This is a genomic window from Phytopseudomonas daroniae (assembly GCF_004327285.1).
In the GTDB taxonomy this organism is placed as follows: domain Bacteria; phylum Pseudomonadota; class Gammaproteobacteria; order Pseudomonadales; family Pseudomonadaceae; genus Aquipseudomonas; species Aquipseudomonas daroniae.
The window spans coordinates 96385-111796 of record NZ_QJUI01000015.1 but is presented as its reverse complement, the minus strand read 5'-3'; the positions used below and the strand labels follow the sequence as shown (position 1 = coordinate 111796).

The following is a 15412-nucleotide window of genomic DNA, read 5'->3' as shown; positions in this document are numbered from 1 at the left end:
TTCTAGGTGGCCTGTGCTTGCATAATAAAGGGGACGGTAATAAGAAACGGCTCCAGTGTTATCGGATTGGCGAGTTGGTTACTCGGGTACGGTATTTGAAACGGGTTTTTTGCAACGATTAAGTTTAGAAAGGCGTATAACTTGATCGAATAAGAACCAAGACAAGGCCCGCATGTGGTAGGCCTTGCCGCCATCATCTAGGATGAGCGCTTAGCGCCACCGCCGTGGCTGTTCTGCCCACCCTTGCGGCCTGCCTCTGCCGCCTTTGCGCGATCATTGGAAAAATTGCCGCCACTTTGCTGGCCGCCTTTACGGCCGGCTTCCGATGCTTTTGCACGATCATTAGCGAAGTTACCAGGATTGCTATTGGTCATATTGTGCTCCCGATTAATTAGCGTATGAGGCCGGGCCTCATGGAGTACGAAGCAGCTTCCACTGCATTCGTTCGAGTTTAATGCTTTATAAAAGGACGGACGGTAAAGGTGATGGCGAAACAAGATCATGGCGCGCGGTAATTAAAACGCTTGTAGGGTGGCGTGCAAAATGCCAGAGCCAATAGCGCTGTTCTTGCATTGTGCATGATCGATTTTTCACGCTGCCTTGTTTTTATTGAGGAAGTTTCTGGCATCGCTGATGCATGGGTTTTCTTTCACTGTCGATCGACGGTGAGGTAAATCCGAACCTGCCTGCGAACGCAAAAAATAGCGCCGATTTATTCGCGCGTAACCAAAGCCACTTACATCCAGAGGTGAGCTGTGATGATGTCCATTTTGGAACAGCGGCAGATCGTTGAGTCTGCCTTTCTGCCCCTCGACTGCCGTTGCACCATCGAGGCTGGCGACACCGTGGTCATCCAGATCCGTGCTGCCGAGGGTGGTCGGGCGCTGCTGAGCGTTACAGGTATTGATCGCTCGGAGCTTTCCAGTTCGCGAAGTATTTCGCAGCTGGTGCTACGTCTGAGACATCGGCTGGAAACCCAGAGCCAAGGCGTGGAGAAGCCCACGCGTAAAAGCGGTAGCCTCGCTTAGGAGAGCTGCTCACGGCACAACTGCGGTAATTCAAACCCGTCACGCGAGGTGAAGGCATGAGCAGCGATCAGATGGAAACACTTTGGGCCGAGCAACGCAGCGGTATTCTGGCCGAAGCGCTTGGCATCAGTCGGGAAGAGGTCGATCAATGGGTGATCGAGGATTACCCGGATACCGATGCCGACGGCTCGGTGTCGGGGCATATCGTCGAGATTTCCGATGAAGCACCGCCATCGCTCGTAGAAAAGCTCGGCGGCACCACCGTGAGGTTAGCGGCGCTGAGTTTCAAAGAGGGTTTGGAGGGCGCCTGAGTTGTCAGCATGGCGGGCTTCACTCAGGGGGCCTAGCGCCTCAAGGGCTGACCAACTGAGCGAGGTGGGCGGCGATATCGCGACGGCGGAAGGGCTTTGCCAGCACCTCGAAATTGCCGATCTGCATCGGGGTTAGGTTGGTGTCACCCGTGATGATCAGCACGTGCAGATCAGGCATTCTATGCCGCAATTCCTGGGCGAGCTGTACGCCGGGCTTGTTCGCCATGATGTGGTCGGTGACCAGTACATCGGGCTTCAGGCCGGCGTCGATCAGATTCAACGCAGCCGCTGCCGAATTCGCTTCGGTCACCTCATAGCCGAGGTCATGCAGTTGCAGGCTGGTGGTCTCGCGCGCCAGGTTTTCATCATCGACCAGCAGAATGTGAGCGGGCCGCGGCGCCCGTGGCACAGCCTCTTCGATGTCGTTGTTGTCGCTGGCCGCCGGTGCATCGGTGGTCGGCAACCACAAACTTACCCGCGTGCCGTGTCCCATTTCCGAGGCGATATCGAAGCCGCCACCCGACTGAACGAGCAGCCCCTGCACCATGGGTAATCCGAGGCCAGTGCCCTTGCCGACGCCCTTGGTGGAATAGAAGGGTTCAACGCAACGGTGCAGTGTTTCCTCGTCCATCCCGCTGCCGCTATCCACCACCATCAGGTGTACGCACTGACCGCCGCCCAGGCTGTTTACAGCGCCGTCTTCCTGCTCATTCGGCTGCGCGACGATTTTCAGCCGGCCGCCATCGACCATGGCGTCGCGGGCATTGACCGCCAGGTTGAGAATGGCCAGTTCCAGCTGATGCGGGTCGATGAGCACGGTCGGCATATCATCGGAAATATCGATGACCAACTCGATCATTGGTCCAAGAGAGCGCTGGATGAGATCGCGCATGTCGGAAATCAGTGTGCCAAGCGCTACCGCCTGAGGTTTGAGCTTCTGCCGTCTGGCAAAGGTGAGCAACCGCGCAACCAGAATGCGTGCGCGATCCGCCGCCTGCAGGGCGCCATCCACCAGTTTGGTGGAACGCTCGTCCGGCAGCCGGCGGCGAATCAGTTCGAGGGACGCCATGATGGGAGTCAGCAAATTGTTGAAGTCATGGGCGAAACCGCCGGTGAGCTGGCTGACCAACTCCATCTTGTGTACTTCATGAAGCTGCGCCACAGCCGCTTCACGCTGCGCGACCATGCTGGCTACGCGGTCTTCCAGGCTCTCGTTCAACGCGCGCAGCTCGGCCTCGGCCCGCATGCGTTCGCTGATGTCCACACAGACGCAGATCGTTCCGCTGATGTTGCGCTGCCCATCCAATAGCGGTGTCACATGGTTCTGTACCCAGACGGTCGTGCCATCGGGCTGGCGGTAACGGCTGGTGCCTTCGAACTGCTGCCCGCGGCGCAGGCGGCGCTCGCATGCAGAAGCGACCTTTGAGGTTTCACCCAACTGGCCAACGTCATACAGGCTCTGGCCAAGCAACTCTTCACGGCTGCGCCCGACGATTTCGCAATAGCGGTCGTTGACCTGGGTGAGTGTCCAGTCGTCGCACACCGCGATGCCGGCGCTGGCCTGATCGAACATGGCCGACAGTTGTGCCGAACTGACCCGTAATGCCTCTTCAGCCCGCGCATGGTTGATCCACTCCCAGGCCAGCTTGGCGGTTTCTTCTGCCAGGTTCGCTTCGCAGTTGGAAAACACATGGGTGGGTTCATGCTCGATCACCAGCACGGCGTCGAGCGTGCCGTGACACAGCACTGGCACATGCAGCGTTGCGGGCTTGTCCGGATAAGCCTGGTGCAGGAGCGGCTGTCCGGAAAGCAGCACGTCGGCTTGCGTACTCGTATAACGATGCGAGGCCGCGTTGCCGGCTGGCTCCGGCGGGTAACTCCGGTGTGCGCTGAACGCCTTGCCGTCACCGAGGTTTTCCGCGAAGAACACTCGAGAGGCGTTCAGCTCTGCGGCCAGCTTGCGCAGCACGAGGGCTTCCACCTTGTCGGGGTCGGTGATTGACGGCAGTGCCTGTCCCAGTTCGACCAGGAACGCTTGTCTGCGCTCGAACTGCACCTTCTGAGTTGTCTCGTTGACGACGCAGAGCACGCCGCCGACCGAGCCGTCCATCTCGCGTACCGCCGAATAGGACACATCGAAATAGACGGCTTCGCCGCGGCCATGGCGCTTGATGTAGAAGGGGCGATCCTTGGCGGCGAATGTTTCCCCTGTTTCACGCACGCCGCGTAACAGCGGTTCGAGGTCGTCCCACAGCTCTGCCCAGTTTTCTATTGCCGGTCGGCCCAGGGCCTGTGGATGTTTGTCGCCGATGCTCGGTGCATAGGCATCGTTGTACAAGGCGACGTACTGCGGGCCCCAGAACAGTACTATTTGCGCCTTTACCGGAAGCACGGTGGCCATGAGGGTCTTCAGGCTGGGCGACCACTCACTGGGGGAACCAAGTGGCGAGTTGGCGCTGTTGCCGTTTCGCAACAGTTCGCCGATTTCACCGCCGCCGGCGAGGAAGTCGAAGCGCGGAGTGGCGCTTTCATCAGGAGCGGTCTTGGTCAACTGATCCATATCATCAAGGCGAGCACTGTAATTGAGGGGGGCGAGACGAGTCAGGTCTTGCCTTTATGAGGTGTAAAGCCGTGGTTGCGTTCCAGCAGATTTTCGCAATGTCGACGAGTTGCCGGTTCTCCCCGGTAATGGCGAGTTGTTCCAGTCGGCACGCGTGAAGCCAAGGCGCGAGCGAAGCCCATGGGCAGCAACCCTGGAGAAACCGATCCCAAACGGTGCACAAGGCAATCGACCAGTTGCACCGTCAACTGAAACAAGGCTCTGCAGGGACGGGCCGCACAGCCGCTTTCGAGTGCGGGACGGGCTGGTTAGGCATTGCTGCGTTATCGATCAGCAGTCGCCTTGCCTGGCTTCCCGGTCTGGTTGAGCAGGTAGCTGCGGCGGATGCGTTCGACCTCGCCGCTGCGGATCAGGGTTTGCAGAGCAGCGTTCAATTTAGGCAGTTGATCCGCATGCTGGCGCTGCAGCTTCATCACCAGCGGTGCGTCGCTGAGTTTCGCCCCGCGGGCGAAGCGTCCAGGTTCGAGGTGGCGAGCGGTGAGCAGGTCGGCGAACACGTCGTCTACCATCGCGATGGCGTCCACCCGGCCAAGTATCAGCAAGTCCAACAATGCAGGCTCTCGCGAGGTTTCCACCTTCATCAGCCGATCATCCTGCAGAGCGGCATCCAGGCTTTGGTAGGTATAGCCACGCACGATGCCGATTCGCAGCCCTTGCAGCTTGTCGAGCGGTAGTCGGCGCGCGGGGTGGTCGCTTAGAAAGTACAGATACTCGCGAACGTGCAGATACGGCTGTGAATACACGAAGCGTTCGCCAGCATTCGCCGGGTTCCACAGCGGTGAGTCCGCGTAGTTGAGATCCAGGCGGCCCTCGTCGAGCAGCAGGTTGAGGCGGTTGGCCGGGTAGAACACGAAGTCCATCTGCTGGCCGTTCTGTTCCATGACCTTGCGGGCGATGTCGACGGCGATGCCTTTGGCCTGTCCGCTGGCATCCTGAAAACTATAGGGATGCCAGTGTGCGCCACCCCCCAGCAGAGGTTGCGCCGATCCTACGGTGCACCACGACGCCATTAGCAGAACGCAGCTGTACAGCACGCTGCAAAGCCTCATAGAAACCTCATGAACATCCCTGTTGAGATGGGCGCGAGTTTAAACCAGGGCCATGGCGGGTTAATGTCGACTGATATCCGATATCCGCCATTGCAGCGTGTCGTCCGGAAAGTCCATAGCAAAGCGCCGACCTCCAGGTCGGCGCTTTCGTATCGACTCAAATACGGTGAGCGAGAGGGCCTCCATCAATTGCCCGCAAGCGGGCTCCTGCGGTGGCGGTAAGCGCCTTAAGGAATCAGCTTGGCATCGCGCAGTTGTTCGAACACGGCGAAGAACGCTTCGTCGCTGGCCTGGTAGTCGAGGAAGCCCAGTTTGCGGCTTTTTGACATGTCGGTGACCACTTCGATGGGGCGTCCAAGGTCGGCGTCGGTGTGCCACGGGGAAATCAGGCGCTCGATGTCGGCTTCGGCAAGTCCCTCCTCTATGGCGAGCTTGAGCCAGACTCCGGCGTCATCGGCCATCTGCTGTTCCAGCGGCGCGGGCTGGCCGTCGAAGGCGGCGGCTTCGATGCCGAACCATTCGGCGATGCGTTGCCACATCCAGCTCCAGCGGAACACGTCGCCGTTGACCACATTGAACGCCTGGTTGGCGGCAGCCGGTGTGGTCGAGGCCCAGTGCAGTTGTTTGGCCAACTGACGGGCGTCGGTCATGTCGGTGAGGCTGTTCCACTGCACGGCCGAGCCGGGGAAGCGGAATGGGCGTCCGGTTTCGCGGCATACCGAGGCGTAGACGGCAAGAGTGGTCGCCATGTTCATGGCATTGCCGACTGCCACGCCGGTGATGGTGTGCGGGCGGTGCACGCTCCAGGTGAAACCATCGCGCCTGGCGGCGGCGAACACTTCGTCTTCCTGGGCGTAGTAGAAGTTTTCCACGTCCAGGCGGCCCTGTTCCTCGCGGAAGGGCGTCTGTGGCAGGCTGCCTCTGCCGTAGGCCTCGAATGGGCCGAGGTAGTGTTTGAGCCCGGTGACCAGGGCGACGTGCTTGACGCTGCCGGCTGCGCGCAGGGCGTCGAGCAGATTGCGGATCATCGCCGAGTTGACGCGGATGTTCTCCGCCTCGGTGGCCTGGCGTGCCCAGGTGGTCAGGTAGACGTGGCTGGGTTTCAGCCCTTCGAGCGCGCTTGCCAATGAGCCTGGGTCGAGCAGGTCGGCGGCCAGTGGGGTGATGTTTTCGGCGGCCTTGGGGTGACGGGCCAGGCCCGTGACCTGCCAGCCCTGATCGGCCAACAGACGAGAGGTGGCGCTGCCGACGATGCCGCTCGCGCCAACGACCAGTGCGTGATGTGTCATTGGATATTCCTTCGGAGATAGGGCATTGGCACCATAACGATGCTGCGAACTCAAACCAAGACGGCACCAAAAGGTAACCACCCCGATGCAGACCGGATCACCCGAGGAACAATGGCGCGAGGATTGTGCGCCGCGCCGTGTGCTGGAGCTGTTCTCCACCAAGTGGACGAGCATGATCCTGCACAGCTTGCACGCCCGCCACGGCGGCAGAGCCCGCGCGGGTGTGCTGCACCGCAGCCTGCCGGGCATCTCGAAGAAAATGCTGGTGCAGACGTTGCGCGAGCTGGAAGCCAGCGGGCTGGTGAACCGGCAGGTGTACGACAGCGTGCCGCCGTCCGTCGATTACTCGCTCACCGAGCTGGGCGAGCGCCTGGTCGAACCCATCGAACTGATCTACGACTGGGCTCGGCAGAATGCATCGGCACTGGATGCGTTGCAGCCCAGGCAGACGTCACGCAGACGCTGATCTCGATGGGGCCGTCCATTTTGTAGGAGCCCCGACCCGGGGCGAATCTTGCAGGCAACGTCGATAGCGCGGCATGGCCGCTATCGCTTCGCGCCGAGGACGACGCTCCTACGAGTCCTGCGTGGTAGCCCGGCGACGGGCGTTCTGTGTCCGACTCGTAGGTCAGCAGCCATCAGGCCGGCTGCATCCCCGCGCGCTTTAGTAACTGCTTGCAGCGTTCGGATAGGTGCACCACGCGCAGATGTTTGCCGGCCTTGCTGTAGCGCTCGCGCAGGGTCATCAGGGCGGCGATGGCCGAGTAGTCGACGAAGCTCAGGTGACGGCAGTCGAGGGTCACCTCGGCGGGGTCGTTGGCGGCGTCGAACAGGTTGAGGAAAGGCGCGGTGGAGGCGAAGAACAGCGTGCCGTGGGGCAGGTAGAGTTTGCTGCTGTCTGCCTCGATATGGCTGTCGGCGTAGAGCTCGCGGGCGTGGTGCCAGGCGAAGTTCAGGGCAGCGATGACGATACCGCACAGCACGGCGGTGGCCAGGTCGGTGAGCACGGTGATGACGGTTACCGCGATGATCACCAGCACGTCGTTCATCGGCACCTTGCCCAGCACCCGCAACGAAGCCCAGGCGAAGGTCTGTTGGGCGACCACGAACATCACACCGACCAGCGCGGCCAGCGGAATCAGCTCGATCAGCGGCGAGAGAAACAGTACGTAGAGCAGGATCATCACCCCGGCGACCACGCCGGAGAGCCGACCGCGGCCGCCGGAGCTGAGGTTGATCATGGTCTGGCCGATCATCGCGCAACCGCCCATGCCGCCACACAGACCGGAGGCTATATTGGCCGCGCCCAGGGCCACGCATTCGCGATCCGGGTGGCCGCGGCTTTCGGTGATTTCGTCGGTGAGGTTGAGGGTCAGCAGGGTTTCCAGCAGGCCGACCATGGCCATCAGCACCGCGTAGGGCAGGATGATCCACAGGGTTTCCAGGCTCCAGGCAATCTGTGGCAGCGCCGGCACGGGCAGGCCGCCGGCGATCTGCGCCATGTCGCCGAGAGTGTGGGTCGGTAACTGCAGGAACCAGGTGAGCAGGCCGACGCTGAGAATCGCCGCCAGGGCCGGTGGGATGGTGCGGGTCAGGCGCGGCAGGATGTAGACGATGGTCATGGTCAGCGCCACCAGGCCGAGCATCAGGTACAGCTCGTTGCCGGCGATCCAGTGGCCGTCATGCTGGAAGTGCTCGAGTTGCGCCATGGCGATGACGATGGCCAGGCCGTTGACGAAACCGAGCATCACCGGATGCGGCACCATGCGCACCAGCTTGCCCAGGCGCAGGACGCCGAAGGCCAGCATGATCAGGCCGCCGAGCAGCACCGTGGCGAGCAGGTATTGGACGCCGTGTTGTACCACCAGAGCGACGATGACCACGGCCATGGAGCCCGCAGCCCCGGAAATCATCCCGGGACGTCCACCGAACAGGGCAGTGATCAAACAGATGAAGAAGGCCCCATACAGACCCATTAGCGGATTGACCTGGGCCACCAGGGCGAAGGCGATGCACTCCGGCACCAGCGCGAACGATGATGTGAGACCGGCCAGGACATCGGCGCGCAAACGAGCGATTTTCATGGGTTACCTGATCAAGCAAGACGAACGCCCCTGCGAGTGAGGGGGCGTGGCACGGCCTGTGCGGCCTTGGAATTGGAAGGCTGTCGATGGTAAGGAATCAGCGGGGCGAAGGCCAGTGCCGGAAATCTGCTCAGCGGGGCTCGAAGGCCGGCCGGATTGCGCCTTCAGGCCGCGCCACTGAGGCCGTTCCACCCCCTACGACGACATAACCCACCGTGCAAATGTGGCCTGGCTGGCATTTGGAGCGACCAATAGGTCTAATCTCATTTTTCTCCGGCGACCAATCGACATTACACTGTCGCCTGCCCAAAAAACGATGACGAGGTAAACGCGTTGATTATTCACCCTAAAGTTCGTGGTTTCATCTGTACCACCACCCACCCGCTGGGTTGCGAGCGCAACGTGGCCGAGCAGATCGAGGCCACGCGCAAACTGGGCGTGCGTAACGACGGTCCGAAGAAGGTGCTGGTTATCGGCGCCTCCAGCGGCTACGGCCTGGCCGCGCGTATCACGGCCGCTTTCGGCTTTGGCGCCGACACCCTGGGCGTGTTCTTCGAGAAGCCGGGCACCGAAACCAAGGCCGGCACCGCTGGCTGGTACAACTCGGCTGCGTTCGACAAGTTCGCCAAGGCCGAAGGCCTGTACAGCAAGTCGATCAATGGCGACGCTTTCTCCGACGAAGCGCGCGCCAAGGTCATCGAGCTGATCAAGAACGAAATGGGTGGCAAGATCGACCTGGTGATCTACTCCCTGGCCTCGCCGGTGCGCAAGCTGCCACAGAGCGGTGAAGTGATCCGCTCGGCGCTCAAGCCCATCGGCCAGCCGTACAAGTCGACCGCCATCGACACCAACAAGGACACCATCATCGAGGCGGCCATCGAGCCGGCCAGCGAGCAGGAAATCGCCGACACCGTCACCGTCATGGGCGGCCAGGACTGGGAGCTGTGGATCAATGCCCTGGAGCAGGCCGACGTGCTGGCGCCCCAGGCGCGTACCGCAGCGTTCAGCTACATCGGCACCGAAATCACCTGGCCGATCTACTGGCACGGCGCGCTGGGCAAGGCCAAGCAGGATCTGGACGAGACAGCCGTTCGCCTCGACAAGCGCCTGCAGGCCAACGGCGGCGGTGCCAACGTGGCGGTGCTGAAATCGGTCGTGACCCAGGCCAGCGCGGCCATTCCGGTGATGCCGCTGTACCTGTCGATGGTCTTCAGGATCATGAAGGAAAAGGGCCTGCACGAAGGCACCATCGAACAACTGAACCGTACCTTCCGCGATCGCCTGTATCGTGCCGATGGCCAGGTGGCCGAAGTGGACAGCGAAGGCCGTCTGCGTCTGGACGATTGGGAGCTGCGTGACGAAGTGCAGGACGCCTGCAAGGCCTTGTGGCCGCAAGTGACCACCGAGAACCTGTTCGAACTGACCGACTACGCCGGTTACAAGCACGAGTTCCTCAAGCTGTTCGGCTTCGAGCGCAGCGATGTGGACTACGACGCTGACGTGGCCACCGACGTCGAGTTCGATGTGGTTCAGCTGTAAGCAGAAGGCTACCAGCCGATGCCAACAAGGGGACGCTTAGGCGTCCCTTTTGTTTTCGTATTCCAAGCCCAGACTGCAAGGCAGAAACAAAATTACAGACCTTGCCGTTTGACGCCTATGGCTACTTCCGCTCAACCCACCGGTTCGTCGGTATTCACGTAACGAGGCACCTGCGCCAATGGTAGGCGGCGAGCTTGTTCGACGCTGATTCCCGGGCGCTTGGGTAGCGATTCCAGGCGTTGAGGCTGGCCACTTTCCAGGGCGCGCTCGATGGCTGCGAGGATGCGTACGTCGCGCCAGCCTTCATCACCGTCCGGCTCCGGCTCGCGGTTCTGCAGGATGCAGTCGGAGAAGTACTGGGTCTGGCCGCCGAACTGATCGACCACCGGATGTGTGTGCTCCTTGGTCTCGTCACCGATGATTGCTCGGTAACCGATCGCCACGCCCTTGCCGAAACCGAAGCAGGGCGAGGCTTCGAACTCACCCTTGCTGCCGATCACCTGCAGGCGTTGGCTGCCGGGCAGGCTGTAGCTGACGGTGAAGACGGCCAGGCGCTCGTCGGCGAAGCGCAGGGTGACGGTCACGGTATCCGGGGTGTTGATCTCGCAGCCGGGTGTCTGAATCGCCGCGGCCCGGACTTCCAGGGGCTCATCGTCGAACAGGTTGCGTACCGCATTGATCGGGTAGGGGCCCATGTCGGTCACCGGGCCGGCCCAGTAGCCGCTCTGCATGCGGTGGTTGGCCGGGTCGACGGTCTGCGTGAACGTCGCGGTGAACAGGCGCGGGTCGCCGATATCGCCCGCGCGAATACGGTGGATCATCTCCACCGTGCCAGGCTCGAAGTGCAGGCGGTAGGCGATCATCAGCTTGGCGCCGGAGCTCTGGGCGGCGGCGGTGATGGCCTTGCAGTCTTCTTCGCTGGTGGCCATGGGCTTTTCCAGCAGCACGTGAATGCCCGCTGCCAGGGCGGGCTCGGCGAACTCGCGGTGGCGGAAGTTCGGCGTGGCCAGATAGATGGCGTCGATCTCGCCCGAGGCGAGCAGCGTGGGAAATTCCTCGTAGCTGTAGCTCTTGATGTCATACAGCGCAGCCAGTTCGTCGGCCTTGATCGGATCGCCAGTCACCAGCGCGGTGATCACCGAGTTGTCGGTCTGACCGACGCCGGGCATGAACGCCCCTTGGGAAATCCAGCCGCCGGCTACCACTGCGTAACGAATCTTGCCTTGTGCATCGGGCATTTCAGATCTCCTGTGCATTACCGAGCCCTGTGCTCGGCTCCTATGGAGTCGGCAGGCGTCGGCCGTTGAAGTTCAGTAAAAACGCCGGTCGGCACGCGCCGGGCAATGCCCAGGGAGCGGGAGCTGATCAACATTTGCCGCAAGGTCTTGGTCTATTCCGTCTACAGCGGCACGCGGGACATCATCAGCCGGCTGAAGATGCTGCTGGAGCAGGAAGGTTTCCCGGTGGCGGTACTGCGCGCAAGCGTGGATGCCAGCCGCCGTGAAGACTGGATGGCCGAGCAGCCCGATTGCGGGATCGACATCCTCATCACGAATCCGAAACTGGTGAAAACCGGCCTGGATTTGCTGGAGTTCCCCACGATTGTTTTCATGCAATGCGGCTGGAACATCTACACGCTGCAGCAGGCCGCGCGCCGTTCCTGGCGCATCGGGCAGAAGCAGCCCGTGCGGGTGATCTACCTGGGCTACTCGGCCACGTCGCAGATGACGTGCTTGGCCCTGATGGCGAAAAAGATCCTCGTGTCTCAGAGCACATCGGGTGATGTCCCGGAATCGGGGCTCAATGTGCTCCACCAGGATGGCGACTCCATCGAAGTCGCTTTGGCCCGGCAGCTTGTCGCGGCCTGATCCATCGGATGTCTGTGCTGGCGACCCCGCGTGCATGAACACCGCTAGGTCAGCATGACGGGCTGGTCATCAGAGCTGTCGTTGTATTCCAGACATTGCTCTGCGAAAATTCGCAGTTTTGTGCAATGGTTAGTTCTCGGAAACGATCCTTATCAGTAAGGAAGGTGCGCACAAGGCGGGCGGAACTAAACAGGCCAAGCCATTTGATGAGGGGGCTGAACAGGAGCAATGAGCAACATAGTCTTTACTCATCGCATTCACAGGGCGATCTTGCATACTGTAATTATCTCTGCCTGCCTTATTCTGATCGGGGTTGAAGTTCTCTCTATCTGCGCGCAGCGTCAGGCACGCCTGCATCAAGCGGAAGTCAACGTGCTGAACTTGTCCGTGTCTCTAGCACAACATGCTTCCGACAGCCTGAAGATCGCCGACGCGACGCTTGGACCACTCGCGGAAGCGATGGCCAGACCTGTTCAGCCCAATCAGCAAAGCCTGCATGAAATACTCGTCAGTCAGGTTGCCCGCTCCGATCGAGTTCATGGAATTTTTGTATATGACGCGGAGGGGAACTGGGTTAATTCGTCATTGGCGCAGCAGACTGGCTCGCATAATAATGCTGATCGTGAGTATTTCATACATCATAAAGAAAACACTACGACTCTGCCGTTCATCGGAAGACCGGTGCGCTCCCGCTCAGACGATAGCGACATCATAACGATCAGCCATCGTTATAACCAACCGGATGGAAAGTTCGGCGGCGTCGTACTTGCCAGCATCAAGTCCGACTACTTCAGGAATTTCTACAGAACATTGGATGTTGAGGACAACGGGAAGATTGATCTTATCCGAGAAGACGGCATCATCCTCGCCGGCGTTCACGGCCATGATGGTTCAGATGAAATGGCGGTTCCCAACCGGGAAGCTTTCGACGCAATCAAGCACCTTGGAAGAGGTAATTTCATCCATCGTGACGATAGTGAGCAAACCGTCAGAATTGCCGCATTCTCATCTGTCCCTGAGTTTCCCCTTTTCGTCTTCGCTGGAGTGGATCGGCGTGAGGTACTTTCCGGTTGGTGGTTGGTAACCCTGTCTGGCGTCGTCGGGACAGTGGTCTGCATATCCTTGCTTATCGCTGCCGCCATTTGGCTGGATCGCCAACTTGTAGCAACCCAGCGCAGGGAGATTCACTTCCGTAGAGAATCGGAAGTTGACGGCCTCACGGGTATTGCGAACCGACGGATATTCGACAGTCATCTCGCTGCCAGGCTAACGGAGAGCTCTTCATTTCCCATATCGTTGAGTCTGTTGCTGATCGACGTCGATCATTTCAAGCAGTTCAATGACCGATACGGCCATGCGGGTGGAGATGACTGCCTTCGTCAGATTGCCCATGCGCTACAGTCGGTTCAGCGACGAACGAATGATCTTGTGGCCCGTTATGGCGGTGAGGAGTTTGCCATTCTCCTGCCTGACTGTGATCTTCACCAGGCTCATACAATGGCGGAAGAGGTCAATTCGAAGATAAGGAATCTTGCCATCCAGCACGAGTCGAGCCCCCACGGTATAGTGACAGTCAGCATTGGCGTCGCAAGCACAGTCATCGCCAATGAAATCACGCCGAGGACATTGATTGAGCAGGCCGACGCAGCACTTTATCGGGCCAAGGAAAACGGGCGCGATACCGTCTGCTCGTGAAACCGGAGCCAAAACGATTAACTGACTTCTTTCGGCGACCTGGAGTCTGTTCACCCTCCCTTGAACAGCGCCAAAAATGGCCAGATGGACGAACTGCAAGCTGCTATTAGGCTTGCGCCCACAGTTCATTAGTGACCGTCGACTCTTCTCCATTGCGTCCATCACGCCGGATCAGGCCTCGCGAGTCGCCACAGACGCGATGCCATGATGGATGGCTCCGCTACAGGGATATGCTGTATATCTAAGGCCGTGGTTGAAGTTGGGACGAACGCGACGGCACGCCAGGATGCGAGGATATGGCAGGGATTACACGAGGGCGGCCCATGCGTACCGATAACGGCCAATCGCGTAGCAATTTCGCTCGCCGCGGGCTGCTGCCCAGGGTACTCGGGCTGCCCGTTGGCGCCATCTGCGTCAGCGTGCCGCTATGGGAGTTGCAGCGCCCCGCGTGGGTGTGGCTGGCCCTGCTGCTGTTCGCTTTTGTCTGGCCCTGGCTGGCCTTCGGCCTCAGCCGTATCTACCGCGAGCCGGCGCGCATGGAGCGCTGGCATATCCTCTTCGACTCCTTCGCCGCCATGTTCGCCCTGGCCGCCGCCGGTTTCAGCCCGCTTGCCGCCGCGGTGTTCGTCGCCATGCTCACGGCCAACAACGTGGCCGCCGGCGGTATTCGTTTCGTGGCCCGGGCGCTGCTCGCACAACTGGCCGGCGTACTGGTCGGGATGCTGTTGTTCGGCGCCACCTTTCACGCCCCCGTCACGCCGCTGCACCTGTATGCCTGCATGCCCATGCTGCTGTTGCATCCGATGATGGTGGTGACCCTGTATCGTCTGGCGCTGAGCCTGGGCCAGAGCCGCAGGGCCATGTGGCCGGCGATGCGCTACTGACCCGTCTGGGCCAGATGATCCATGGCTGCCTACGGCAGATCGATGCCGCCGGTTGCTACGGCGGCGACGCGTTCTGCGTGCTGCTGCCCATGACCGGCCTGGAGGATGCCCATGCGGTGCTGGAGCGTCTGCGGCAGCAGGCATCGGAGTCCGAGCGGGGCGATATCGAACTGAGCATCGGCATCGCCGCCTATCATCCGCAGATGCAGTCGGTGGAAGACTGCATCCGCGCGGCGGACAAGGCGCTGTACCTGGCCAAGCACCAGGGCCACAACCGAGTGATCAGCAGCAATGCGTCGCCGTTCGATGGCGAGCGTTTCTCCGTGTCGACCCTGGTCTGAGGCCCCGGAACCTTTGTCGGGCATTGGCGGAAATCATCGCGCTGATCCGTGGTCTGTATTCGCGTCGCCATGCGCGGCGCCCTCGATCAATCGCCATTGGCCCATGGAGTGTTCCCGATGAAAGCCCTGTTTTCCAGCCTGCTGCTTGCCGCCGTCGTGCCGGCATTCGCCGACGACACGTCCAATCCGCGTTGCGCGGCGAAGGAGGCGGATATCGAGCAGCAGATCCGTATCGCCGAGGAGGCTGGTCAGAGTGGCCGGGTCAGGGGCTTGAATACCGCGCTGCAGCAGGCGCGCAGCCACTGCACCGATGCCGGGCTGCAGCGCGAACTGCAAGACAAGGTGAACGAAGCCCGTGCCGAGGTGCGCGAGCGCGAGGCGGATCTGCGTGAAGCCGAACTGGACGGCGACGCCGACAAGATCGCCAAGCGCCAGGCCAAGCTGGAAGAGGCCCGCGGCGAACTGCAAGAGGCCGAGGCCGCCCTGCACCCCTGAGCAGCGCGCTACTCTGCATCGCCGGAGTCAGGGTTGACCAGTGGAGCGTCGACCCCGGCGCGATGCGATGGCGGCCATGCTGCAAAAATCGCGGTATGGCCACGATTCGCCGCGGGGGCGCGGTTCCTACGCACATGTGGCCATTCTGCGCGCTTGTTGCTGAATCACGCTGGGCCGCGTAGGTGACAACTCAGCGGCGATTGAAGGGG

14 protein-coding genes and 1 pseudogene are annotated in these 15412 nt (G+C 60.9%); 9 read left to right on the top strand and 6 right to left on the bottom strand.

Translation table 11 applies throughout. The features are described 5' to 3' along the window. Positions 1–197: 197 nt before the first annotated feature. The gene (locus DNK06_RS17715) at positions 198–374 is read right to left on the bottom strand and encodes a con-10 family general stress protein (RefSeq protein ID WP_131181320.1); all 177 of its coding nucleotides are present in this window, start codon (positions 372–374) and stop codon (positions 198–200) included. Between the two features lie 384 nt (positions 375–758). On the opposite strand from DNK06_RS17715, the gene DNK06_RS17710 reads away from it, so the two are divergent. Together DNK06_RS17710 and DNK06_RS17705 are read left to right on the top strand one after the other, a co-directional pair. Beyond that, the gene (locus DNK06_RS17710) at positions 759–1028 is read left to right on the top strand and encodes a DUF1652 domain-containing protein (RefSeq protein WP_242674700.1); all 270 of its coding nucleotides are present in this window, start codon (positions 759–761) and stop codon (positions 1026–1028) included. A gap of 56 nt (positions 1029–1084) precedes the next feature. Continuing rightward, positions 1085–1339 carry a hypothetical protein gene (locus DNK06_RS17705; RefSeq protein WP_131181318.1) on the top strand — a complete coding sequence of 85 codons (255 nt, stop codon included), beginning with the start codon at positions 1085–1087 and terminating at the stop codon, positions 1337–1339. Between the two features lie 40 nt (positions 1340–1379). Here the strand turns inward: DNK06_RS17705 and DNK06_RS17700 are convergent, their stop codons facing one another. The 3 genes from DNK06_RS17700 to DNK06_RS17690 form a co-directional block, all read right to left on the bottom strand. Beyond that, entirely contained in the window at positions 1380–3899 is a 2520-nt protein-coding gene (locus tag DNK06_RS17700) for a PAS domain S-box protein (RefSeq protein WP_131181317.1), read from the bottom strand. 323 nt (positions 3900–4222) lie between these two features. After that, positions 4223–5008, bottom strand: coding sequence for a substrate-binding periplasmic protein (locus DNK06_RS17695; RefSeq protein WP_131181316.1), 786 nt, complete (start codon positions 5006–5008; stop codon positions 4223–4225). A 227-nt stretch (positions 5009–5235) separates the two neighbouring features. After that, positions 5236–6297, bottom strand: coding sequence for an SDR family oxidoreductase (locus tag DNK06_RS17690; RefSeq protein ID WP_131181315.1), 1062 nt, complete (start codon positions 6295–6297; stop codon positions 5236–5238). Between the two features lie 85 nt (positions 6298–6382). On the opposite strand from DNK06_RS17690, the gene DNK06_RS17685 reads away from it, so the two are divergent. Next, positions 6383–6763 carry a winged helix-turn-helix transcriptional regulator gene (locus DNK06_RS17685; RefSeq protein ID WP_131181314.1) on the top strand — a complete coding sequence of 127 codons (381 nt, stop codon included), beginning with the start codon at positions 6383–6385 and terminating at the stop codon, positions 6761–6763. Between the two features lie 172 nt (positions 6764–6935). On the opposite strand, the gene DNK06_RS17680 is transcribed toward DNK06_RS17685, so the two are convergent. Further along, positions 6936–8381 (bottom strand): SulP family inorganic anion transporter, encoded by a 1446-nt coding sequence (locus DNK06_RS17680; RefSeq protein ID WP_131181313.1) that lies wholly within the window; start codon positions 8379–8381, stop codon positions 6936–6938. A gap of 333 nt (positions 8382–8714) precedes the next feature. Here DNK06_RS17680 and fabV point away from each other — a divergent pair, with 333 nt between their 5' ends. After that, positions 8715–9920 carry an enoyl-ACP reductase FabV gene (gene fabV, locus DNK06_RS17675; protein ID WP_131181312.1) on the top strand — a complete coding sequence of 402 codons (1206 nt, stop codon included), beginning with the start codon at positions 8715–8717 and terminating at the stop codon, positions 9918–9920. Positions 9921–10051: 131 nt separating this feature from the next. Here the strand turns inward: fabV and DNK06_RS17670 are convergent, their stop codons facing one another. Then, entirely contained in the window at positions 10052–11158 is a 1107-nt protein-coding gene (locus tag DNK06_RS17670; RefSeq protein ID WP_131181311.1) for a Gfo/Idh/MocA family protein, read from the bottom strand. Between the two features lie 108 nt (positions 11159–11266). Here DNK06_RS17670 and DNK06_RS17665 point away from each other — a divergent pair. The 5 genes and pseudogenes from DNK06_RS17665 to DNK06_RS17650 form a co-directional block, all read left to right on the top strand. After that, positions 11267–11788: pseudogene (locus DNK06_RS17665) on the top strand (C-terminal helicase domain-containing protein); the annotation flags it as partial. A gap of 228 nt (positions 11789–12016) precedes the next feature. Continuing rightward, positions 12017–13483 carry a sensor domain-containing diguanylate cyclase gene (locus DNK06_RS17660; RefSeq protein WP_131181310.1) on the top strand — a complete coding sequence of 489 codons (1467 nt, stop codon included), beginning with the start codon at positions 12017–12019 and terminating at the stop codon, positions 13481–13483. Between the two features lie 323 nt (positions 13484–13806). Further along, complete coding sequence (locus DNK06_RS25150) at positions 13807–14367, top strand: MASE2 domain-containing protein (RefSeq protein ID WP_165493658.1); 561 nt, start codon at positions 13807–13809, stop codon at positions 14365–14367. Beyond that, positions 14346–14708: a GGDEF domain-containing protein gene (locus tag DNK06_RS25145; RefSeq protein WP_165493659.1), complete on the top strand. Its 363-nt coding sequence runs from the start codon at positions 14346–14348 to the stop codon at positions 14706–14708. Before DNK06_RS25150 ends, DNK06_RS25145 begins: the two co-directional genes overlap by 22 nt. A gap of 117 nt (positions 14709–14825) precedes the next feature. Continuing rightward, entirely contained in the window at positions 14826–15203 is a 378-nt protein-coding gene (locus tag DNK06_RS17650; RefSeq protein ID WP_242674701.1) for a DUF1090 domain-containing protein, read from the top strand. Positions 15204–15412 lie beyond the last annotated feature (209 nt).